This is a genomic window from Bradyrhizobium sp. 482_C4_N1_8, from assembly GCF_052075965.1.
Lineage (GTDB): Bacteria > Pseudomonadota > Alphaproteobacteria > Rhizobiales > Xanthobacteraceae > Bradyrhizobium > Bradyrhizobium barranii.
Genome location: NZ_CP197231.1, coordinates 5,057,105 through 5,079,011, shown reverse-complemented (window position 1 = coordinate 5,079,011; position 21,907 = coordinate 5,057,105). Strand labels below are relative to the sequence as shown.

The following is a 21,907-nucleotide window of genomic DNA, read 5'->3' as shown; positions in this document are numbered from 1 at the left end:
CCGCTTGATTTCGGTCGCCTGTCACCCGGAAACAACATCGACACCCGCCGCGAGACCGCGGATGACGTCAGTGAGCATTCGTAATTCAGTGCAGTTCTCAGCCGAGCGCACACACAATCCGCGCGCTTTCGAAGCCGTGAGAAAGTGCTCTAGCCCGCCGTCATCCCGCCGCCGTTCAGCGCTTTCCGGATCATCTCGGCGAGCTGGTTTCGGCGGTAGGGCTTGGTCAGCAGCAGCACGCCGTCGTCGAGCTTGCCGTGATGGACGATGGCGTTGTCGGTGTAGCCGGAGGTGTAGAGCACCCTCACGCCCGGCCGGCGCTTGGCCACCTCTTCGGCGAGCTCGCGGCCGCTCATGCCGCCGGGGATGACGACGTCGGTGAACAGGAGGTCGAAGTCCTGGCCGGCCTCGATCATGTCCAGCGCGGCCCGACTGTCGGGCGCGGCGACCGTGTCGTAGCCGAGGCTCTGCAGCTGCGCGGTGACGAAGTTGCGCACCAGCGTGTCGTCCTCGACCACGAAAATGGTCTCGGCGCCGCCTTCGGCCTGCGGCGCCACGGGGGCCGCCGCGTCCGTCATGCCGTCGCCGGGCGGCAGATAGAGCTTGATCGTGGTGCCGTGGCCTTCCTCGCTGTAGATCTTGATGTGGCCGCCGGACTGCTTGACGAAGCCGTAGACCATGGAGAGGCCGAGGCCCGAGCCCTTGCCGACCTCCTTGGTGGTGAAGAACGGCTCGAAGGCCTTCTGCTGGATGTCCGCTGACATGCCGGTGCCGGTGTCGCTGACCGCGAGCATCACGTAGGGGCCGGGCTGCACCTCGGCGTGGGCCTGCGCATAGGCCTCGTCGAGCACGACGTGGTGGGTCTCGAGCAGCAGCTTGCCGCCGTTCGGCATGGCGTCGCGGGCGTTGATCGCCATGTTGAGCACGGCGTTGGTGAGGCGGGACGGATCGATGTGCGCGGTCATCGGTCCCTGTTCCAGCACGGTCTCGATCTGGATCTGCTCGCCGAGGGTGGGGCGCAGCAGCTTGGCGATATCGGCGATCGCGCCGTTGATCTCGACATTGCGCGGCTGGAGCGGCTGCCTTCGCGCAAAGGCGAGCAGATGCTGGATCAGCTCGGCGCAGCGCTCGGCGGCATCGTCGATCAGCCGCGCCACGCGCTGGAGCTCGGGCTGCTGCTTCAGGCTCGCCACCAGCGTCTCGGTATTGCCTGATATCACCGTGAGCATGTTGTTGAAGTCGTGCGCGACGCCGCCCGTCAGCTTGCCGATCGCATCCAGCTTCTGCGACTGGTGCAGCTGTCGCTCGGTTTCGCGCGACGTGGTCGCGTCGTGATAGACCAGCACGGCGCCGGAGACGTTGCCTTGTCCGTCGCGCATCGGCCGGCCGCTGATCATCAGATGGCGGGGATCGTTGCCGTTATGCGGGCGGACGATCATCTCCAGATTCTCGAACTGCTCGCCGCGCAGCACGCGCGTCGAGGGCAGCTCGTCGGCCCTGAGCGGCGTGACGCCGTCGCCGTGAAACACGTCGGACAGGGCGCGCAGATTGCGCAGGCTCATGCCGGCGCGATGCAGCAAGATGCGCTCCGCGGCCGGATTGGACAGAAGGACGGTGCCCTCGGCGTCGATCACCAGCACAGCCTCGGCCATGCTGTGGAACGTGCTCTGGAGCACGTTCACCGACAGCCGCAGCTCGTCATGCGCGTTGACGAGATGCTCGGTGCGCTCGGCGACGGCCGCCTCGAGTTGCTCCTTCGCCGCCGTGGTCTCCAGCAGGGTGCTCTTCAGCGCGACCGTGGTGCGCTGGCTCTCGCGCATCAGCATCGCGACCAGCAGCAGGATCACCAGCGCGCCGATCACATCGATGCCGAGCAAGACGATGCCGGTGCGGCGGGAACTTAGGGCGCGGGCGGCGAGCAATCGCTCTTCCTCCGCGCTCAGCTGATCGAGATTGCCCATCACCGTGTCCATCAGGCCGCGGCCCTCGCCCTTGCCCTGGAGCGCGGCAACGCCGGCCTGGTCGTTCTCGGCGCGCAGGCGCATCACCTCTGCGGCGATCTCGACCCGGCGCAGCGCCAGCGGCTCGGTGCCCTCGATGAGCGCGACCTGATCGGGATTGTCACGCAGGCTGCGCTTGAGGTCGGCGAGCGCCGGCGCGAGCTGGGCGTGCACCGCCTGAAACTCGTCGCTGAAGCTCGGGTTGCGATAGATCTCGTAGCCGCGCGCGGCGCTCTCGGCGTGGCGCATCAGCACGCGCAGATCGGAGATCTTCTTCTGCGTCTCGATAGTGTGATTGACCCAGGCGGCATCGTACCGCGACTTGACGTCGAGTCCGATCGAGGCGGCGGTGATGATCAGGAGGATTGCAAGTCCAGCACCGAGAATGACGCGCTGCGTTGGGATCAAGGGGCTTCTTTCTTGTCCTTCGGCTGCGCGGCCTCGCCAAGGCATTCCCGGATCGTGGTCAGGAGTGCGTCCGGCGTGAACGGCTTACGCAGGCAGCGTGTCGCGCCGAGTTCCAATGCCATGCGAAGGAAATCGGGGGAGGGCGAGGCAGACGAGGCGAAGGCGTAGCCGGACATCGCGATCAGAGGGATCGCCGGGGCGCGCTCGTGAAAGATGCGGATGGATTCGAAGCCGCGCATGTGCGGCATGAAGATGTCGACCAGCATCACGTCAAACGTCTGCGCTTCGAGCGCAGCCAGTCCCGTTTCGCCGCCGTCAGCCATCGTGACATCGAAGCCCTGACGCTGGAGCAGAACCTCGATGGTCGCGCCGACCATCGGATCGTCATCTACCACGAGGATACGCGGCATGACATTTCCCAGTAGATCGAAGTCCCAACATTCATCGGTGATATAGGCGAATCGCGGGACGGGTCAATTTGGGATTGGATCATTGTAGATATGCACGGTGCGGTGAATAAAGGTCCCTCGCGTTCGCGTGCATAGTTACTCCCGCGCGATGCGCGGGCTGCGCGCGAAACAGGCGATGAGCGCGCGACAAACGAAAGAGGCGCCGCACCGATGCGACGCCTCTTCCGTCAAGCGTTGTCGACCTGCTTACGGGCAGGGATGACGCTGGCCGTCATAGCCGAGATACGTGCCCGAGGCCGGATCGTAGGATCTGTATCGCTGCGCGCAATAAGCCGACGAGTCACCACCGCTATCCGGCACCACCGCGACCGACGGTTCGTCATAATAGCTGTCGTCGCCATAGTAGTAGGGATCGTTGTAGTACCCGCCACCGTAGTAGGCGTAGGAGCCGAGCCCGCCGATCGCAGCACCGGCTGCGACGCCCGGCCAGAAACCGCCACCATGACGACGCCAGCCGCCACCGTGCCAGTTGCCACCGCCGCCGCGCCAGTTGTTACCCGCGACTGCGAGGGGACGGCCGCCGCCACCACTAAACGTGGCTCCTGCGGTCGGACGCATGGCTAGGCCGGCGCTCGGGCGCATGGCTCCGGCTGCGAAATTGCCGCCGCCGCCACCGAACCGCGCGCCGCCAAAGCTGCCGCCGCCCATGCGGGCGCCGCCACCGCCGAAATGGGCGCCGCCACCACCGCCAAAATGACCACCGCCGCCACCGCCGTGGCCGCCACGGCCCTGGGCGAAGCTCGGCGTCGCCAACGGAAGGACCAACGCCACCGCTGCCGCGGCGCTCAAAATTCTCAGACTTTTCATGTTCAAACTCCTTATTCCCTGAAGCAAACCTCTTGAAGGGCCCGCGGTTCCAGGGTTCACGCCGGTGTGCGCGTATGGCGCAGGTTTCCATGTGGCCGCTGTACCCGGCATGAACGGATCGCGTCCGATTTGCGGCAGGGCTTGCGCCGGGCACCACATTTTGCGGGGGGCACCGCCGCCCCCGCGGAACTGGACATTTCGCCGCCCGGATGGCATCAGGGCCTCACGAAGCAGGGCCCTAGCCGTATGAAACAGTTCTTCCTCAAGTTCTTCACCTGGTGGAGTGGCCAGACCTTTGGCACCCAGCTCTGGACCAAGCGGTATGGCGAGCTGGTCGGCCAGGACGAGCAGGGGAACCGCTATTATCGGACCCGCGGCGGCGCGATCGATCCGACACTCGGCTTCGAGCGGCGCTGGGTCATCTATAACGGCTACGCCGAAGCGAGCCGCATCCCGACGGGTTGGCACGGCTGGATGCATCACGTCGTCGATGTGCCGCCGACCGAAGAGAACTACCAGCCGCGCGAATGGCAAAAGCCGCACCAGCCGAACCCCACCGGCACGCCGAACGCCTATCGGCCCTCCGGCTCGACGCTTGCCAGCGGCAAGCGTCCCAAGGCGACCGGCGACTACCAGCCCTGGACGCCTGGCTAGCTTTCCGATCTCCGTCCGAATCCTTGCCGTGGGGGTGGATGCACCAGCATCCGCCTCACCTTGCTGTGGACAACGGGAACAGCGGGGACAGCGCCTGCGCCGGCGTTGCAGCTACGCGAGCGATGCGGCTCAATGGTCCCATCTTACGGAGATGGGAGACCATCGCGTTCGGTTCGGGCAACAGTTCGCGACTGTCCCGTGATGCAGCGGCCGCCGACGAGGACTCGATCGGGAGATAGGCCCCCGGTCTGGAAGTTCGAAATCGCCCGATGGAATGTGCAGCCACCGTAAGACAGGAAAGGCCGCTTGGGAAACCGAGCGGCCTTTTTCTTTTGGGGACTTGCGGGAGGTCTCGTGCCCCGGACGCTGCGGCGCAGCGTTGCATGCTGCACCGCGTCCGGGACATGAGAGCTACATCACCCGCTCAGCCGCGCTCTTGACCGCCTCGAGGCGGCGGGCCTGGTTTGCGGCGCCGCGCTCTCTCAGCAAGGCCAGCACTTCGGCCGGCGCGGTGTCGGGCGAGCCGGAAGTGAATGGCGGGGCGGGATTGTATTCGATCTGGAGCTGGATCGCTTCTGCCGTGGTGCGGTCGACCAGGATCGACACCAGCGTCAGCGCGAAATCGATCCCGGCGGTGACGCCGCCGCCGGTGACGCGGTTGCGGTCGATGCAGACGCGCGTCCTGGTCGGCGTCGCGCCGAACTGGCCGAGCATCTCCATCGCGCTCCAATGGGTGGCAGCGCGGTAGCCCTTGAGCAGGCCGGCAGCGCCGAGCGCCAGCGCCCCCGTGCAGACCGAGGTGACGTACCTGGCGCCTTCGGCCTGCCTGCGCAGGAAATCCAGCACCTCTTCGTCATTGAGCAGGTCGTTGGTGCCGCCGCCGCCGGGCACGCAGATCACGTCGAGCTGCGGACAGTCGGCGAACGTCGTGGTCGGCGTCAGCGTCAGCACGGAATCGCTCGGCACCGGCTCGATCCGTTTCCAGATCAGGTGCAGCTTCGCGCCAGGGACGGAGGAGAACACCTGCAAGGGACCGGTGAAGTCGAGCTGGGTGACGCGCGGAAACACCAAAAGACCGATCTGGAGCGGTGACGACATGGGCAGGTCCTCCAAAGATGAGCTTGACGGACGCAGCCTCTCATGATGCCATTCCGTCCAAAATGGCGTATTTCCCTCACTTTCGGACATGACCATGATCGGCATCCTGATCTTCCCGGACTTCCAGTTGCTCGATGCGGCCGGCCCGATCTCGGTGTTCGAGATCGCAGCGCGCTGCACGGGCAAGACGACCACCGGAATCCGCGTGCTGGCACTGAACGCGGGGCCCGTGTGCAGCTCGTCCGGCGTCGAAATGATGGCGCGCGACTTCAGGTCGGCGAATGCGATCACGACACTGGTCATCGCGGGTGGGGCAGGCGTAACGGACGCCGCACGCTGCGAGGTCACGCGCGCCTTCGTGCAGCGGCTGGCGCGGCGCGGTGTGCGTGTCGCCAGCGTCTGCTCGGGCGCCTATGTGCTGGCCGAGGCGGGCCTGCTCGATGGGCGCCGCGCCACCACGCATTGGGGCCGCACACGGGATTTCGTCGCGCGCTATCCCAAGGTGAAGTTCGAGCCGGACCAGATCTTCACGCATGACGGCAATGTGTGGACATCGGCGGGCATCACCGCGGGTATCGATCTCGCGCTCGCGATGGTCACGGAGGACCATGGCGAGGAGATCGCGCAACAGGCCGCGCGCCAGCTCGTGCTGTATCATCGCCGCAGCGGCGGCCAGTCGCAGTTCTCATCGCTTTTGGAGTTGAAGACGCCGAACGGCCGTTTCGGCGCGCTGCTGTCCTGGGCGCGCGAGAACCTCGACGCCCGGCTGACGGTCGAAGACCTCGCCGATCGTGCCGGCATGAGCGCGCGGCATTTTGCCCGCGCCTTTGCCGCCGAGACCGGCACGACACCCTCCAAGGCGATCGAGCGCTTACGGATCGAGGTCGCGCGCGAGCGCGTGCAGTCCTCGCGCGAGGCGATCGAGCTCGTCGCGGAGGCGACCGGATTTGGCGACCCCGAGCGCATGCGGCGCGCCTTCATCCGCGCCTTCGGCCAGCCGCCGCAGGCGCTGCGGCGCGCGGCGCGGGCGGGCTAGGCAATCTGACCTGGCACTCGAGCGTGGAGGCGAAGATGAGCGGGATGGAGTACAGCAACGAGAACGCGAAACGGCTCCAAAGACTTTATCTCACAGGGGACGTGACCGCCCAGCGCGCGGAGACCATTCGGCAGCTCAATCTGTCTGCCGGCGAGAGCGTTCTCGATATCGGATGTGGTCCCGGCTATCTCTGCGAAAGCATGGCGCAGATCGTTGGGCCTGATGGTGCTGTCCTCGGTATCGATGTGTCGACTGACCTGATCGAGGTCTGCAACCGGCAGAAGGCTTCCGCCTGGATTTCATATGCGATCGGCAACGCGACGGAATTGAGTCAATCCGATGCGTCGTTCGATGTTGTCGTATGCACACAGGTTGCCGAGTACGTGCCTGATGTTGACCGCGTCCTCGCAGAGACATTTCGCGTGCTCAAGCCGGGGGGCCGCACGATTTTTGTCGCAACGGACTGGGACGCGGTGGTGTGGCATTCCGAAAGCCCGGAACGTATGGCCGCGGTGATGAAATCATGGGAAGCGCACTGCGCTCACCCGCGTCTCCCGAGGTCGATGGCCCATAGACTGGTGAATGCACGACTTCACCTGGACGGTGCGTCGGTCTTTCCAATCCTGAATCTGCAGTACGATGACGATAGCTACAGCAAGGGGCTGGCCCAGGGCATTCGGGACTTCGTCGCCCGCAGGAACGACGTTTCAGCCGATGATCTCGAAGCATGGCATAGCGAGTTCGGGCGTCTCAGCGGGGCGGGACGATACTTCTTCAGCACCAACCGCTATCTCTTCAGGGCCTCGAAGCCGGCTGCGCCGCCGCTATGACTGCGTCCTAGGTCGCCTTGCCTGCAGCGGCCTCACCGTTGCCATCCGCGCGCGCCGTGAAGCGCCGCGCGATCGGCGTCAGCATGTAGGGCGCAAGATGGATCGGAAACTGCGTCATCGCGAAATAGAGCCAGGTGGTGGGCGGCAGCGCGCCGGCGGTCGCGGCCAGCATCAGGCCCAGATTGCGCTGTGACACCATCAGCCCGAGCGCCAGCGCGCGCTCATAGCCGATGCGGCGGAACAGCAGCGTGGTGACGGCGAGCAGCGTGAAATAGATGGCGAAGGACAGAGCCGCCAGGCTGATGGTGAACACCGGCTGCGCCACCAGATCGTTCACAACATCGCCCATGATCGCGGCGGCGAAGATCAGGAGGATGATGATGTTGAAGCCGTCGATCGGCTTCCTGTGGCGCTGGATCGCTTCTGCGCCGAACACCCAACGGATGATAGTTGCGGCCAGCAGCGACGCCGCGAGGATGCCAAGCAGCTTCAGGCCGAGCGTCGCCGGTGTGACGCTGAGCATGCCGTCGAGGAACAGGCTTGCGAACAGCGACGCTGTGAAGGGGACCAGCGCGGTGGAGGTCACCAGCGTGACCAGCACGAGCGTGGCATCGAGGCCCATCAGCGCGGCGAGCGCCGGAGACGCCATCATGGGCGAGGCCATGCTCTGGAGCATCAGGGCAACGGAAAGGCCGGGCGAGCGGTCGTTGAGCCCTGTTGCATAGATGATCAGTCCGACGATCAGCGGCACGCCCATCGTAGTCCAGGCGGTTGCGGTCGCAATCAGCGCCGGGCGGCGTAGGTGACCGTACAGCGCCGCGAGATCGACTCGCATGAAGGAGATGCAGAGCAGGACGAGGATCGCTTCGGTGATGTAGGGCCGCAGCAGCGCGCCGAGCGGCGGCACGGCGGCGGCGACGAACACGACCGCCGCGACCCCGCGGGTGCCCTGGCTGCCGAGCCATGTCAGCGCGCGCAGGAGGAGGGCGAAGACGGTTTGAAGAACGAAGGGCATGGGAGGCGTCAGCCCAGCTCCTTCAACCAGGCGCCGATCTCGCGCACCGCGACATTGGCCTGCGGCAGCAGCTTGCCCATCGTGAAGAAGCCGTGGAATTGCCCGGGATAATGTTTGTAGGCGACGGGCACGCCGGCCTGCCTGAGGCGCTCGGCATAGTCGTCGCCTTCGTCGCGCAGGGGATCGGCGCCGGCGGTCAGCACATAGGCCGGCGGCAGACCGGCAAGGCTCTTCGCGCGCGCCGGCGAGGCACGCCAGTCCTGGATGTCGGCGGCGCCATTGAGATAGTGGTCGCGGAACCAGCGGATCACCGAATGCGTCAGCAGTACGCTGGTCTCGGGCTCGCGGTGCGAGCCGTGTGTCATGGCGAAATCGGTCGCAGGGTAGATCAGGACCTGGCCCGCGATCTCTGGACCGTTGCCGTCGCGTGCGGTGAGTGCGACCACAGCGGCGAGATTGCCGCCGGCGCTGTCGCCGCCGATCGAAAGGCGCGCAGCGTCGATGCCGAGTTCGCGCGCATTCGCGGCAATCCATTTCGTGGCGGCGATCGCGTCATCGGCGGCGGCGGGAAACTTGTGCTCGGGCGCGAGGCGGTAATCGACCGCGATCACGATCAGCGCGCCTGAAACGGCGAGCTGGCGGCAGACGACGTCGTGGGAGTCGAGATCGCCGATCACCCAGCCGCCGCCATGGAAGAACACCAGCGCCGGCGACAGGCCGTTCTGAAGGCGTGGCTGCTTCGGGACGTAGATGCGGGCGGGGATTTCGCCGTGCGGCGCCGGGATCGCCAGCGCCGCGACGCGCGCCAGTTCCGGCGGCTCGGGGTTGGTGGCAAAGCGGGCCTGCGCGTAATAGGCGCGGGCTTGCGGTGCCGTCAGCGTCTCGTAGGCCGGGCGGCCGGCCTCCTGGAAGGCCTTGTAGACGGCGGCGGCATCGGGATCGAGCACGACGGGCATGGGAGCGACCTTGGGGTTTTCTGTTATCGTTGGACGTCGTTTCGGGGGCGCTGCCCGCCTTGGCCCAGGGGAGGAGCCGGTGAACTATCCCATCCGGCCGCCGGTCTGGCCAGCGGGCCGCGGGCAGGGCAGGGATGCCGCCCTTCCCCCGCCGTATTCGCCGTGTTAACCGGATGGCCTGCGAGCGGCGGTATCCCCTGTAGAATGTCCAGCAAGCCCGATTCGCTGTTGAAGCCGCGCGAGAAGATGGTTCGAACCTTTACCCTTACAAGACTTGCCCTGCCAGGTCTTGCGGCGCTTCTGGCCGCCACCGCATTGACGGTTGCGACGCCCGCGCAGGCGCAGATCGGCACGATCTTCTCCGACCCGCCGCCGCGGCCGCCGGGTTCGATTCCGCGTGGTCAGCCGCAGCCTCAGATCCCCGATGACGATGAAGAGGTCCCCGAGCTGCCGCCGCAGGGCCGCGTGCTGCCGTCGCGCCCGATGGCGCCGCCGCCGGGCCGGCAAGGTAACGTGATGCCGGGGCCGGTCGAATCCCAGCCCCTGGCGCCGCCGCCGGGCTCAACCGTCGCTCCGCCAAACCAGCCGCCGTCCGTGGCGGTCGCTCCGCCCAATCCGCAAGCCGCCCCGGGTGCGCCCGGTCAGCGCCAGCCCCAGCAGAAGGGCGGGCCGGGCGGCACTGTCCCGCAGACCCCGGCTAGCCTCCAGCCGGGCGACGAGGTCGTGACCGAGCCGCCGGCCCAGAAGATCGTGAACAAGAAGGCGACCTTCTCCGGCCTCGACAAGATCACCGGGCGCATCATCAATTTCGACGAGGACATCGGCGAGACCGTCCAGTTCGGCGCGCTGCGGGTCAAGACCGACGCCTGCTACACGCGGCCGGCGACGGAGGCCACCAATACCGACGCCTTCGTCGAGGTCGACGAGATCACCTTGCAGGGCGAGGTGAAGCGCATCTTCTCGGGCTGGATGTATGCGGCAAGCCCCGGCCTGCACGGCGTCGAGCATCCGATCTACGACATCTGGCTCACCGACTGCAAAGAGCCGCAGCAGACCATTGCAACCGCGGCGCCCGATCCGGCCGCGGCAAAGCCGCCGGCTCCGCCGCCCGCGCAGAAGAAGGCGGCGCCACCCAAGCAGGCCGTGCAGCAGCGCCCGCCGCAGCCCTTGCCGCCGATCCAGCAGCAGCAGCCGGCGCCGCCACCCCCGCCGCCGCCGGAGCAGCGGCCGGGCCTGTTCGGTATCCCGGGGTTTGGGCGTTAGACCAAATCCCCGGGTTCGGGCGCTAGGCCCCATCACCGATTATGGCCGGGAGGCGACGATGTCGAGCGCGCGCGCGCCCGGGATCGCGTCACCGGCTGACAGCCTCAGGAAATCGCCGGGGTCGCCGGCGAGGGCCTTGTCGAGCAGTGCGGTGTAGCGCCGACGCGAAATCTCGACCGCGCCAAAACTCTTCAAGTGCTCGGTGACGTATTGCGTGTCGAGCAGCTCGAAGCCGCCATGGATCAGCCGCGCGACCAGATGCACCAGCGCGACCTTCGAGGCATCGCGCGCGGTGTGAAACATGCTCTCGCCGAAGAAGGCGCGTCCGAGGCTCACGCCGTAGAGCCCGCCGACGAGGTCGTCGCCCTGCCAGGCCTCGACGCTGTGGCAATGGCCGAGCTCGTAGAGGCCGCCATAGAGGTCGCGGATCCGCTTGTTGATCCAGGTGTCCTCGCGTCCCGCTTGCGGCGCCGCGCAGCCGGCGATCGTTGCCTTGAACGCGGTGTTGACGGTGACGCGAAAGGCGTCCGTACGGACGGTGCGCGCGAGCCGCGAGGCCACGCGAAATCCCTCGAGCGGGATCACGCCGCGCAATTCCGGCTCCACCCAGAACAGCGTCGGATCGTCGGCGCTCTCGGCCATCGGAAAAATGCCGCAGGCATAGGCACGCAACAGCACGGCCGGCGTGATTTCAGACGAAGCGGAGTCGCGCGAAGTCATGGCGCAACAATAGCAGGATCGTGGAGGTGTTGCGAAGGGGGCGAGGGTCAGCCTGCGGCGGCGTTGTTGGTCTTGTCGGGGGCCGCGGGCGTGCGGCGGAACCTCAGCATGACGCGAGTTCCGGAATGGGCGGGGTCGCGCTCGACGGTGGCGTCGAGCTTGGTGGCCATCGCCGCGACGATGCGCTGGCCCATGCCGGTCGAGCGTGGATCCGCCTTGACCTTGTCGCCGACGCCGTTGTCGGTGATCGCCAGCAGCAGATCCTCGCCCTGCGAGGTCAGCTCGACATGGATGGGGCCGGCGCCGTCGGGATAGGCGTATTTCACCGCGTTCATCACCAGCTCGTTGACGATGATGCCGACGGCGACGGCGCGGTCCGGGTCGATCTCGATCGGCTCGGCCTTCACCGTCAGGCGCGACATCCGGTTGCCTTCGGCCGAGCGCCTGAGATCCTCGAGCAGCGAATCCAGATACTGGTTCAGCACCACGCTCTTCAGGTCCTGCGAAGTGTAGAGCCGGCGGTGCACCTGCGCGACCGCGGCGACGCGGCCCATCGCGTTGGTCAGCGCCGCCTTGACCTCTTCCTGGCCCGCCGAGTTCGCCTGGAGATGCAGCAGCGAAGCGATGATCTGGAGCGAGTTGCCGACGCGGTGATTGACCTCGCGCAGCAGCAGCTCACGTTCGGCGGCGAGCGCGGCGTAGCGGTCGCGCGATGCGTGGATCTCGGCCTCGGCTTCCTCGCGCGCCTTCTGCAATTCGGCCTGGCGCAGCGCGCCGTCGGCGGCGACGTGGAGCAGGGGGATGAAATCGCCCTTGACGTCCTTGACGAGATAATCGGCCGCGCCCGCCTTCAGCGCGGTGACCGCGATGCTGGAATCCTGCGACGCGGTGACGAACACCACGGGCGGCGCGCCTGGTATCGCCATGATCTGCTCGAGCGTCTCCAGCCCGTCGAGGCCGGGCATGTACTGGTCGAGCGCTACGACGTCGATGCAGCCGTCGGCGCTGTTTTGGGTCCCCGCGCGACGGATACGCTCCAGGCCTTCCTCGCCGCTCGCGGCATGAATGACCTTGTAGCCGCGTCGCGTCAGGCCGCGCTCGACCAGGCGGGCCAAGGCCGCGTCGTCGTCGATGTAGAGCAGTGTAGGCGGGTGCTGGTTCATGAGGCGGCGGGCGGGACCTGGATGACCGAGAAGAACAGGCCGAGCTGCCGGATGGCATTGGCGAAATTCTCGTAGTTCACGGGCTTGGTGATGTAGACGTTGCAGCCGAGTTCGTAGCAGCGCTTGATTTCCTGGCTGTCGTCGGTGGTGGTCAGCACCACCACGGGCGAGGCCTTCAGATATTTGTTCTCCTTGATCTGCTTCAGGATGTCGATCCCGGTCATGTCGGGGAGATTGAGATCGAGCAGGATCAGGAGCGCATTGCCCTTCTGCACGAGCCCGCTGCCGTCGGAGCCGAACAGGTGCTTCACCGCGTCCGTGCCGTTGGCGAAGGGGATGATCTCGTTGTTGACGCCGGATCGGCGGATGTTGCGCTCGATCAGCCGGGCGTGGCCCTCGTCGTCCTCGATCATGATGATGGTGACGGGTTGAGTCATTGGTCGGCGTTCCGGTTGCTTGCGTTCCAGGTGATGGGCAGCGTGATGGTGAAGGTGCTGCCCGTATTCAGTTCCGATGATACCGACATGGTACCGCCGAGGCGGCGCACAAGTGCACGCACATGCGCAAGACCGATGCCCTGACCAGGCTTGTCCTGGGTTCCCGCCCGGCGAAACAGGTCGAAAATCCGCTGGTGATCTTTCGGATCGATCCCGCGGCCGTTATCGCTGATCTCGAAGATAGCGTAGCCAAGCTTGGTGCGCCCGCGGATTCTGATCTCGCCGGGGGCGCCGGCCTTGAGATATTTGATGGCATTGTCGATCAGATTGGAGAAGATCTGCTCCAGCGCAAGGCGGTCGCTGACGAGATCCGGCAGCGGCGCGACATGGATCTCGGCCTGCGCTTCGGCGGACTGATGCGCCAGCGTCGAGACGATGGCTTCGATCAACTCGCGGGTGTCGATCTTTTCGGGCACGAATTCGCGCCGGCCCTCGCGGGTGAGGTTGAGGATCGCCGAGATCAGGCGGTCCATCTTGGCGATCGACGACTTGATGAAGCCGAGCGCTTCGGAAAAATCCGTTGAAAGCTGCTTGTCGGGGCCTTCGAGCGTGACCTCGCCGTCAGCTAGCGGCGGGCCATCGGCCGGGACATGGGTAAGGCCGCCGATACGGCGGAAAATGTCGCCGCTGAGCTCTTCGAGTTCGCTGGTGAAGCCCATGATGTTGACGAGTGGCGAACGAAGGTCGTGGCTGACGATATAGGCAAAGCGCTGAATCTCGTTGTTGGCCTCGCGCAGGTCTGCCGTGCGTTCGTCGACCACGGTCTCGAGGTTGGCGTAGGCGTCGCGCAGGCGCGTCTCGGCCTCGTCGCGGGCCAGCACCGAGCGCCGCACCAGCCAGATCGAGATCAGGGTCAGCAGCACCACGAGGCCCGAACCGATGCCGGTCATCGAGGCCGCCAGCGTCTGGCTGCGGTCGGAATTGGCCGATCGGAGCCGGAACAGACGCTCCTCCTCCTGGATCATGGAGACGGCGACTTTGCTGATCTCGGCCGTGGTGTCGGTGGAGGCGGCCTCGCGGACCTGCGCTATGGCCTTGTCCGGCCGATTCTGGCCGATGAAGTCCAACTCCTGCTTGAATTGCCCCAGCCGGATTTCGATCGCCGCGCTCAGCTTCTCGATGTTGCCGCGTTGGTCCGGATTATCGCGGGTCAGGCGCGTGAGCTTGTCGAGGGCAGGTATGATCGCTGCCACGGCTTTCTCATGGTCGGCCTTGAAATCCGCCCCTTGGGTCAGGAGATAGCCGCGGGCGGCGCTCTCGGCACGCCGGATTTCCAGCAGCAGAGCGTTGATCTGGTTCTCCGCCTCGATGGTGTGGATCACCCATTTGCTATCGTCTCTGGCCTTGTTGACCAGGTAGACGGAGCCGGCGCTGATCACGGTCAACACCAGAAGACCCGCCGAGAACAGCAGGATCTGCCACATGGAGCGCCGTCGTTGCGCTTCAGTCGTCACGACGGTCTCGCTTCGTCACGTCAACGGAACTCAAAAGGCCCCCTCGGAACTGTCCCCGTCCAGAACGCGATGGGGGCCAAAGGGTTCCACGGGAGGAGAGGGGTCACCCCGCGACCGGTTCCTTGCCCGCGAGGTACTGTTCCAGCCAGTGGATGTGATAGTCGCCGTTGATGATGTCGTCCTGGCGCACCAGGTCGCGGAACAGCGGCAGCGTCGTCTCGATACCCTCGACCACCATCTCGTCCAGTGCCCGGCGCAGCCGCATCAGGCATTCGGCGCGGGTCTTGCCGTGGACGATGAGCTTGCCGACGAGGGAGTCGTAATAGGGCGGGATGGTGTAGCCCTGATAGACCGCGGAATCGATGCGCACGCCGAGCCCGCCGGGCTGGTGATATTGCGTGATGCGGCCCGGCGAGGGACGGAAGCTCTGCGGGTTCTCGGCGTTGATACGGCACTCGATCGCGTGGCCGATGATCTGAATCTCGCTTTGCTTGGCCGGCAGATCGCCGCCGGCAGCGATGCGGATCTGCTCCAGCACGAGGTCGATGTCGGTGATGCTCTCGGTGACGGGATGCTCGACCTGGATGCGGGTATTCATCTCGATGAAGTAGAACTCGCCGTCCTCGAACAGGAATTCGATGGTGCCGACGCCGAGATATTTCATCTCGCGCATCGCCTTGGCGCAGGTTTCGCCGATCTTGGCGCGTGCAGCGGCGGCAAGGACGGGCGAGGGACCTTCCTCCCAGACCTTCTGGTGGCGGCGCTGCAGCGAGCAATCGCGCTCGCCGAGATGGATCGCGCCGCCGCGGCCGTCACCGAGGATCTGGATCTCGATGTGGCGCGGCTTCTGGAGGTATTTTTCGAGATAGACGGACGCGTCACCGAAGGCGGACTTGGCCTCGTTGGCTGCCGTCGACAGCGCCACCTGGAGGTCGGCCTCGCTCTGCGCGACCTTCATGCCGCGGCCGCCGCCGCCGGCGGCTGCCTTGACCAGCACGGGGAAGCCGATCTTCCTGGCGATCGCCATCGCGTCGTCCTCGGGGCCGACCGCGCCGTCCGAGCCGGGCACCACGGGAATGCCGAGCTTCCTGGCCGTCTTCTTGGCCTCGATCTTGTCGCCCATCAGGCGGATGTGCTCGGCCTTGGGGCCGATGAAATGCAGATTGTGCTCGCCAAGGATTTCGGCGAAGCGCGCGTTCTCGGAGAGGAAGCCGTAGCCGGGATGCACGGCATCCGCGCCGGTGATCTCGCAGGCCGCGAGCAGCGCGGGCACGTTGAGATAGCTGTCCTTGGACGGCGGCGGCCCGATGCAGACGCTCTCGTCCGACAGGCGCACATGCATGGCGTCGGCATCGGCAGTGGAGTGCACGGCGACGGTCGCGATCCCGAGCTCCTTGCAGGCGCGCAGGATGCGAAGGGCGATCTCGCCGCGATTGGCTATGAGGATCTTGTCGAACATGGTGTCCTTAAGGGACTGGCGCGCGGGAGGCGGCTAGGGCGGCTGACCGCCCACGACCATTACTCTATGATGACGAGCGGCTCGCCGTACTCGACCGGCTGGCCGTCTTCGACCAGAATCTGCGTCACCGTGCCGGCGCGCGGCGAGGGGATCTGGTTCATGGTCTTCATGGCTTCGATGATCAGCAGCGTCTGGCCGACCGAGACCTTGCTGCCGACCTCGATGAACGGCTTGGCGCCGGGCTCCGGCGCCCAATAGGCGGTGCCGACCATCGGCGAGATCACCGCGCCCGGATGCTTCGACAGGTCGGCCGCGGCTGGCGCGGCGGCAGCTGCGGCCGCCGGCAGGACGGCGGGACCGGCCGCCATCTGCATCGGCATGGTGGCGGCTACGCTGATGTTGCGGGCGACGCGCAGGCGAAGGCCGGCCCGTTCGATCTCGATCTCGGTGAGGCTGGTCTCATCGAGCAGAAGTGCGAGCTCGCGGACGAGCGCGGAATCCTCGCTGGAAAACTTTACGGCTGCTTTGTCGTCTGGCTGGCGCGCCATGTTCTGATCCGAATGTTCTGTGTGAAGAGGGAGCGTCAGGCTTTGGGCTTGATGCCGAGCTTGGCGGCAAGGCCCTGGATCGCGAGGCGGTAGCCCTCGATGCCGAAACCGCAGAGCGAGGCGAAGGCCGCGCGCGCGGTGTAGGAATGGTGACGGAAGCTCTCGCGGGCGTGGATGTTGGTCACGTGCACTTCGACGGTCGGGATCTGCACCGCGAGCAGCGCGTCGTGCAGCGCGATCGAGGTGTGCGAATAGCCGCCGGCATTGATGATGATGCCCTTCATCTTGCGGGCATGCGCCTCGTGGATGAAGTCGATCAACTCGCCTTCGCGGTTGGACTGCCGGCAGTCGGCCTTGAGGCCGTACGCCGCCGCCGCTTCGCGGCACAGCGTTTCGACGTCGGCCAGCGTCGCGTGGCCATACTTCTCGGGCTCGCGCGTCCCCAACATGTTGAGGTTCGGCCCGTTGAGAACGAGGATCGTGTCGGTTGCTGGTTCGGCCATTCCAATCCCGCAAGAGGTGCTTCGGCGTGGCGGGGGTTATAGGTAACAAAGCGCCCTAGGGGAAGCCTTGAAGGACCTCCCAGGGGGCTTCAAACAGCTCATCCGGGGTGCAAAAACCTGTGCGGAAGCTACGGAAATTGCTTGTTAACCAGTTCTAATCGTGGCTGCCGGGCGGGATAGGCAGGGGAGGCCGCCCAATAGGCCAAAAGCCCCTGCCGATCTCTCGGCAAGGGCTTATCGGGCGTCAGCCAAGCGGCTTAGCCTTCGATGATGTACACGATCTCGCGCGTCTGCGGACGGACGATGATGTACTGTCCGCGGACGTAGATCACGTCATAGCCGCGCCACTCCGGATAGATTTCCACGATCCGGGGCGGCAGCGGATGGAAGCGAACGGATGCCGGGATCGCGGCGCCGACCGAGATGTTGAAGTTGACGTTCGTGGTCTCTTCGATCTTGGTCGACTTGATCGCCGTTGAGATCTCGGTCCGCTTCTCGGCAGGCGGTGCCGCAGCGGTCGCAGGCGCGGCGCCGGTCGTGGTCTGAGACTTGGTGTCGGCAGCCTTGCTGTCCGCGCCCTTGGTCTGGGCGTTCATGTTGCCGCTCTTGGTGTCAGTCTCGGTGCTCTTGGACTTGTCCATCTGGGACTTGTCCATCGTGCTCTTGGACTTGTCCTGCGCGCCCTGGGCGTGCTCACCCTTCGTCGCGCCGGCCTTCTCGTCAGCCGCGTTCTTGTTCATCGTGCCGGATTTTTCCATCCCGCCTGACTTTTCCATCGCACCGGATTTCTCCGTCGCGCCAGACGACTTCTCCTCGGCTGCTCCGCCGGGCTTCATGGCGCCGCCAGCCTGGCCGACGGTGCCCCTCTCGGGAGCGGCTTCCTTGCCCATCGCGCCACGTTCAGCTGCGCCACCGGCGGGTTGCGAATGTTGCGTCGGCTGCGCGCCGGCCCCGCCACCGCTATCGCGGTTCATGGTGCCCTGTGCGTTCGCCAGCCCGGTGCCTGCGACGAGCGCGAGCGCGGCGACCGAGATCATAAAGCGGTTAGACATCAAATTTCTCCTCACGTGTTTCTTTGCGTCATTGCCCGCGCCACCAACGAAAGGAGATTTGAGTTGTTCCGGAACATCGGCGGTTCCGGGGTATTTGTTTCTTAAACGCGAGATGAATGCGCGCGCCGGATTCGCGCCAGAATTCGCGCAAAGCTGCGGTCAACGAAAAAGGCCGGCTGTTCAGCCGGCCTCGTCGCATGCGCAGATTGTGAAATGCGGGATCAGCAGGTCGCCTTGTTAGCAAGTCGCCTTGCCGCAACGGGCAACGCCGATCTTTTCCTTCAGGCCTTCGAGGCCGACGGCGCCGATCACGATCTGCTTGCCGATCACGTAGCTCGGCGTGCCGTTCATGCCCATCGCTTCGGCGAGCTTGAAATTCTCCTCGATGGTGGCGCGCACCTCGGGGCTGCCGATGTCCTTCTCGATCTTCGCGGTATCGAGGCCGGCTTCCTTGGCCGCCTGCAGCGCGCGCGCCTTGTCGGCGGCGCCACGGCCGCCGAGCAGCTTCTGGTGGAAGTCGAGATACTTCTTGCCGGTGGGATCCTGCATGCGCACGGCGACCGCGACCTGCGCCGCTTCGACCGAGCCCTGGCTCAGCACCGGAAACTCCTTCAGCACGACCTTCAGCTTCGGATCGGCCTTCATGAGGTCGAGCATGTCGCCCATCGCGCGCTTGCAGTAGCCGCAATTGTAATCGAAGAACTCGACGAAGGTGACATCGCCGTCCTTGTTGCCGAGCACGACCTGGCGCGGCGAGTTGAAGATCGCATCGGAGTTCTGCGCGATGCTGGCTTCATGCTTCTGCGTTTCGGCCGCGGCCTGGCGCTTGGTGAGTTCGGTCATCGCTTCCTCGAGCACCTCGGGATGGGTGACGAGATAATTCTTGATGATCGCCTCGATGTCGGTGCGCTGGGCATCCGAGAAGCTGTCGGCCGACGCGGGAACGGCTGCGCCGAACATGGCGAGCGCGAACAGCGCGGGAGCAAGCAGGCGCAGCGAAGGCATAGGCAAATCCTCTTATCGAAAGCTGGTTTCGGAAAACGTCCCGGCGGACTTAAGCTCGGTGTCGTGACGTCGTGGTGTCAGGCGTCGTCTTGGTCGCGTTAGTTGCGCGGCGGCTTGGCCGCCACGATGTCGTCGGCCTTGACCCATCCGGGCGTGCCGACGGCGAAACGGGTTTTCGCGCGCGTGGCGAGTTCGCGGGCGGTCTTGTTGTCGCCGCGCAGATAAGCGGCCTGCGCCGACGCCAGATCCGCCTCGGCATAATCGCCCTTCCGGCCATAGGCCATCGCGAGCTGCATATAGCCGAGCGCGGCCTCCGGTTCCCGTGCCACAGCGGCCCGGAGAATCCGAACAGCATCATCGGTGTAGGCCTTATTATCCGATCCAACCAGAGCCTGCCCAAGTAACATCTCGATGAGGGGGGCGTTGTTGGACAGCTGCACCGCCTTGCGCAGGGCAGGGATCGCTTCGGCCGGCTTGCCGCCCTCCAGCAGGGCCTGGCCGCGCACCTCGTAGAAATACGGGTTGTTCGGCTGGACCTGGATCAGCGCGTCGATCTGGGCCAGGGCGCTGCGTAAATCGCCGTGCAGATAGGTGCTGATGGCGCGGGCATAGCGCGCCGGCATGCTGTCGTTCGTCTGGGGATAGCGGCGGTAGACCGTCTCCGGCCGCTCCATGAACGCGGAAATCTTGGCGCGCGCCATGTCGTGGCGGAGCTGGAGCGCGGGATCGTCCTTCTTGTCCCAATAGGGGCTGGAACTGGCGAATTCCTGAAGCGATGCGACACGCTCGGCGGGCATCGGATGCGACTGGAGATAGGGATCGGCGCCGCGGGACGCGAACAGGCTCTCGCTGGTGAAGCGCTTGAAGGTCTCGTACATGCCCTTCGGCGACTGCTGGGTCGCGGTCAGGAATTTCACGCCGGCGCGGTCGGCGTTCTCCTCCTGCTGGCGCTGATAGGACAGCAGCGTGCGGCGGATCATCTCCTGCGGTCCAGCGATGGCGGCGGCACCGGCATTGGCGAGGCCGTTGTTGCCGGCGCTGTTGCTGCCTCGGGTGCTACCCACGGCAATCGCGCCGGCCCCGAGCAGCATGGCGATGATCATCTGGGTCTGTGCGTTGGCGAGCTGTTCGCGCAGCTTGGACAGATGGCCGCCGGCCAGATGCCCGGTCTCGTGCGCGAGCACGCCGATGATCTGGTTCGGCGTCTCCGACTGCATGATCGCGCCGTAATTGACAAAGATGCGGCGGCCGTCCGCGACGAACGCGTTGAACGAGCTTTCGTTGATGATCACCATCTGGATGTTCTGCTTTTCCAGACCGGCAACGCGCAGGATCGGGCGCGTGTATTCGCGCAGCAGCTGCTCGGTCTCGGTGTCGCGCAGGATCGGCGGCCCCTTGGCCTGCGCATGCGCGGCCGGCGTCGGCAACAGCGCGATCGCCGCTGCAGTGACGAGGGCGGTGAGGGTGGAGGCCTTCTTGCGCAATGCGATCTGGAGCAACATCAGGCGGTCTGGGTCAAACGGTCTTGATCAAGCAGTTTCGTGATTGGTTTTTGGCGATTGGCGGCGGACCGGATACGAGATATGCCCTTATGAGCCGTACAATGCGGCCAGTCTGGGGCGCAAGCGCCCCGTTTCCCGGACCAAACCGACCGGTTCGCCAGCGAAATAGCAGAATTCGATGCACGATGCGACATTGAGGAACCGGGTGGGGCAGTGGCTCGAGCCCTCCCGCCGCAGCGATGTTCCCCCGTTCATGGTGATGGACGTCATGGCCGCCGCGGCCCGAATCGAGGCGGCAGGCGGCCATGTCATCCACATGGAGGTCGGCCAGCCCGCAACCGGCGCCCCAAAGACCGCGATCGCGGCCGCCCATGCGGCGCTCGAGGCGGGGCGGATCGATTACACCTCCGCGCTCGGCATCCCCTCATTGCGCGAACGCATCGCGCGCCACTATCGGGATGCCTATGGCTGTGATGTCAGCCCCGAGCGGATCGTGGTGACGACAGGCTCCTCCGGCGGCTTCATCCTGGCCTTCCTGTCGATGTTCACGCCCGGCGACCGCGTCGCCGTGACGGTGCCGGGCTATCCGCCCTACCGTCACATCCTCACCGCGCTCGGTTGCGAGCCGGTGCTGATCGAGACCACCAATGACACGCGCCACGCGCTGACCGGCGAGGCGCTGCTGGCGGCGCATCGCAAGGCGCCGCTGAAGGGCGTGCTGGTCGGCAGCCCGGCCAATCCGACCGGGACGATGATGTCCCGCGAGGCGCTCGCAGGTCTGATCGCTGCGGCAGAAGACGCCGGCATCCGCTTCATCTCCGACGAGATCTATCACGGGCTCGACTACGCGTTTCCGGCGGCGACGGCGGCGGCGCTGTCGGAGCACGCACTCGTGATCAACTCGTTCTCGAAATATTTTTGCATGACGGGCTGGCGCGTCGGCTGGATGGTCGTGCCCGAGATCCTGGTGCGGCCGATCGAGCGGCTGCAGCAGAACCTGTCGATCTCGGTGCCTTCGCTGTCGCAGATCGCGGCCGAGGCCGCCTTCGACGGCGCGGCCGAGATGGAGGAGATCAAGCACGGCTATCAGGAAAACCGGCGCATCCTGATCGAGGGATTGCCCAAGGCGGGCCTCAGCAGGTTCCTGCCTGCCGACGGCGCCTTCTATCTCTACGCCGACGTCTCGGACTTCACCTCGGACAGTTTCGAGTTCGCCAAGCAGATGCTGGAGCAGGCGCACGTTGCGGCCACGCCGGGTCTCGATTTCGATCCCATCCATGGTCGTTCGTTCATACGGCTTTCCTATGCGCGTTCGGCAGCGGAGATGCGGGAGGCAGTTGACCGGATCGCTCACTGGCTTAAATAGCCGCCAGTTTTCGACAGCCGTCTCGACACCAGCCCTGCGGAGTTCAACTTTGTCTGACCGTTCCCTCCCGTCCGTCGCCACGCCGCATTCTCCTCTCGCCG

Annotated in this window: 21 protein-coding genes; 5 read left to right on the top strand and 16 right to left on the bottom strand. The window is 65.7% G+C overall.

Annotated elements, in window-relative coordinates; genetic code table 11:
• Positions 1-149 precede the first annotated feature (149 nt).
• From AB7Z56_RS24545 to AB7Z56_RS24535, 3 genes are all read right to left on the bottom strand, one after another.
• Positions 150-2,408 (bottom strand): CHASE3 domain-containing protein, encoded by a 2,259-nt coding sequence (locus AB7Z56_RS24545; RefSeq protein WP_354131245.1) that lies wholly within the window; start codon positions 2,406-2,408, stop codon positions 150-152.
• Positions 2,405-2,818 carry a response regulator gene (locus AB7Z56_RS24540; RefSeq protein WP_028148724.1) on the bottom strand — a complete coding sequence of 138 codons (414 nt, stop codon included), beginning with the start codon at positions 2,816-2,818 and terminating at the stop codon, positions 2,405-2,407. The genes AB7Z56_RS24545 and AB7Z56_RS24540 overlap by 4 nt, the downstream gene beginning before the upstream one ends.
• 246 nt (positions 2,819-3,064) lie before the next feature.
• Positions 3,065-3,685, bottom strand: a complete 621-nt coding sequence (locus AB7Z56_RS24535; RefSeq protein ID WP_063983561.1) for a BA14K family protein — start codon at positions 3,683-3,685, stop codon at positions 3,065-3,067.
• A 246-nt stretch (positions 3,686-3,931) separates the two neighbouring features.
• Between AB7Z56_RS24535 and AB7Z56_RS24530 the strand changes: the two genes are divergently transcribed.
• The gene (locus AB7Z56_RS24530; RefSeq protein WP_028148726.1) at positions 3,932-4,339 is read left to right on the top strand and encodes an NADH:ubiquinone oxidoreductase subunit NDUFA12; all 408 of its coding nucleotides are present in this window, start codon (positions 3,932-3,934) and stop codon (positions 4,337-4,339) included.
• Positions 4,340-4,750: 411 nt separating this feature from the next.
• Here AB7Z56_RS24530 and AB7Z56_RS24525 read toward each other — a convergent pair whose 3' ends face one another.
• Positions 4,751-5,437, bottom strand: coding sequence for a DJ-1/PfpI family protein (locus AB7Z56_RS24525; RefSeq protein ID WP_354131246.1), 687 nt, complete (start codon positions 5,435-5,437; stop codon positions 4,751-4,753).
• Between the two features lie 94 nt (positions 5,438-5,531).
• On the opposite strand from AB7Z56_RS24525, the gene AB7Z56_RS24520 reads away from it, so the two are divergent.
• Both AB7Z56_RS24520 and AB7Z56_RS24515 read left to right on the top strand, forming a co-directional pair.
• Positions 5,532-6,473, top strand: coding sequence for a GlxA family transcriptional regulator (locus AB7Z56_RS24520; protein ID WP_441256459.1), 942 nt, complete (start codon positions 5,532-5,534; stop codon positions 6,471-6,473).
• 35 nt (positions 6,474-6,508) lie between these two features.
• Positions 6,509-7,303: a methyltransferase domain-containing protein gene (locus AB7Z56_RS24515; protein WP_354131248.1), complete on the top strand. Its 795-nt coding sequence runs from the start codon at positions 6,509-6,511 to the stop codon at positions 7,301-7,303.
• Positions 7,304-7,310: 7 nt separating this feature from the next.
• Here AB7Z56_RS24515 and AB7Z56_RS24510 read toward each other — a convergent pair whose 3' ends face one another.
• Together AB7Z56_RS24510 and AB7Z56_RS24505 are read right to left on the bottom strand one after the other, a co-directional pair.
• Complete coding sequence (locus AB7Z56_RS24510; protein WP_354131249.1) at positions 7,311-8,318, bottom strand: Na+-dependent transporter; 1,008 nt, start codon at positions 8,316-8,318, stop codon at positions 7,311-7,313.
• 8 nt (positions 8,319-8,326) lie between these two features.
• Entirely contained in the window at positions 8,327-9,274 is a 948-nt protein-coding gene (locus AB7Z56_RS24505; protein ID WP_354131250.1) for an alpha/beta hydrolase, read from the bottom strand.
• 204 nt (positions 9,275-9,478) lie between these two features.
• Between AB7Z56_RS24505 and AB7Z56_RS24500 the strand changes: the two genes are divergently transcribed.
• Positions 9,479-10,537 carry a DUF2155 domain-containing protein gene (locus AB7Z56_RS24500; RefSeq protein WP_166096385.1) on the top strand — a complete coding sequence of 353 codons (1,059 nt, stop codon included), beginning with the start codon at positions 9,479-9,481 and terminating at the stop codon, positions 10,535-10,537.
• A 39-nt stretch (positions 10,538-10,576) separates the two neighbouring features.
• Here the strand turns inward: AB7Z56_RS24500 and aat are convergent, their stop codons facing one another.
• The 10 genes from aat to AB7Z56_RS24450 all read right to left on the bottom strand — a co-directional run bounded on the left by aat (position 10,577) and on the right by AB7Z56_RS24450 (position 20,440).
• Complete coding sequence (gene aat, locus AB7Z56_RS24495; protein WP_166096386.1) at positions 10,577-11,257, bottom strand: leucyl/phenylalanyl-tRNA--protein transferase; 681 nt, start codon at positions 11,255-11,257, stop codon at positions 10,577-10,579.
• A 47-nt stretch (positions 11,258-11,304) separates the two neighbouring features.
• A complete protein-coding gene (locus AB7Z56_RS24490; protein WP_441256458.1) occupies positions 11,305-12,420 on the bottom strand; it encodes a sensor histidine kinase in 1,116 nt (371 codons plus the stop codon).
• A complete protein-coding gene (locus AB7Z56_RS24485) occupies positions 12,417-12,857 on the bottom strand; it encodes a response regulator (protein ID WP_063983554.1) in 441 nt (146 codons plus the stop codon). Before AB7Z56_RS24485 ends, AB7Z56_RS24490 begins: the two co-directional genes overlap by 4 nt.
• Positions 12,854-14,371: a sensor histidine kinase gene (locus tag AB7Z56_RS24480; protein ID WP_094184055.1), complete on the bottom strand. Its 1,518-nt coding sequence runs from the start codon at positions 14,369-14,371 to the stop codon at positions 12,854-12,856. The genes AB7Z56_RS24485 and AB7Z56_RS24480 overlap by 4 nt, the downstream gene beginning before the upstream one ends.
• A gap of 103 nt (positions 14,372-14,474) precedes the next feature.
• Complete coding sequence (gene accC, locus AB7Z56_RS24475; RefSeq protein WP_354123637.1) at positions 14,475-15,830, bottom strand: acetyl-CoA carboxylase biotin carboxylase subunit; 1,356 nt, start codon at positions 15,828-15,830, stop codon at positions 14,475-14,477.
• 59 nt (positions 15,831-15,889) lie between these two features.
• Positions 15,890-16,378, bottom strand: coding sequence for an acetyl-CoA carboxylase biotin carboxyl carrier protein (gene accB / locus AB7Z56_RS24470; RefSeq protein ID WP_063983552.1), 489 nt, complete (start codon positions 16,376-16,378; stop codon positions 15,890-15,892).
• 35 nt (positions 16,379-16,413) lie between these two features.
• Entirely contained in the window at positions 16,414-16,881 is a 468-nt protein-coding gene (aroQ, locus tag AB7Z56_RS24465) for a type II 3-dehydroquinate dehydratase (protein ID WP_135213477.1), read from the bottom strand.
• Between the two features lie 257 nt (positions 16,882-17,138).
• Entirely contained in the window at positions 17,139-17,933 is a 795-nt protein-coding gene (locus tag AB7Z56_RS24460) for a DUF1236 domain-containing protein (protein ID WP_063983551.1), read from the bottom strand.
• A 237-nt stretch (positions 17,934-18,170) separates the two neighbouring features.
• A complete protein-coding gene (locus tag AB7Z56_RS24455; RefSeq protein ID WP_135213478.1) occupies positions 18,171-18,938 on the bottom strand; it encodes a DsbA family protein in 768 nt (255 codons plus the stop codon).
• A gap of 98 nt (positions 18,939-19,036) precedes the next feature.
• Entirely contained in the window at positions 19,037-20,440 is a 1,404-nt protein-coding gene (locus AB7Z56_RS24450) for a M48 family metalloprotease (protein ID WP_071914367.1), read from the bottom strand.
• Positions 20,441-20,618: 178 nt separating this feature from the next.
• Between AB7Z56_RS24450 and AB7Z56_RS24445 the strand changes: the two genes are divergently transcribed.
• Positions 20,619-21,806 (top strand): pyridoxal phosphate-dependent aminotransferase, encoded by a 1,188-nt coding sequence (locus AB7Z56_RS24445; protein ID WP_354123638.1) that lies wholly within the window; start codon positions 20,619-20,621, stop codon positions 21,804-21,806.
• The last annotated feature ends 101 nt before the right edge of the window (positions 21,807-21,907 follow it).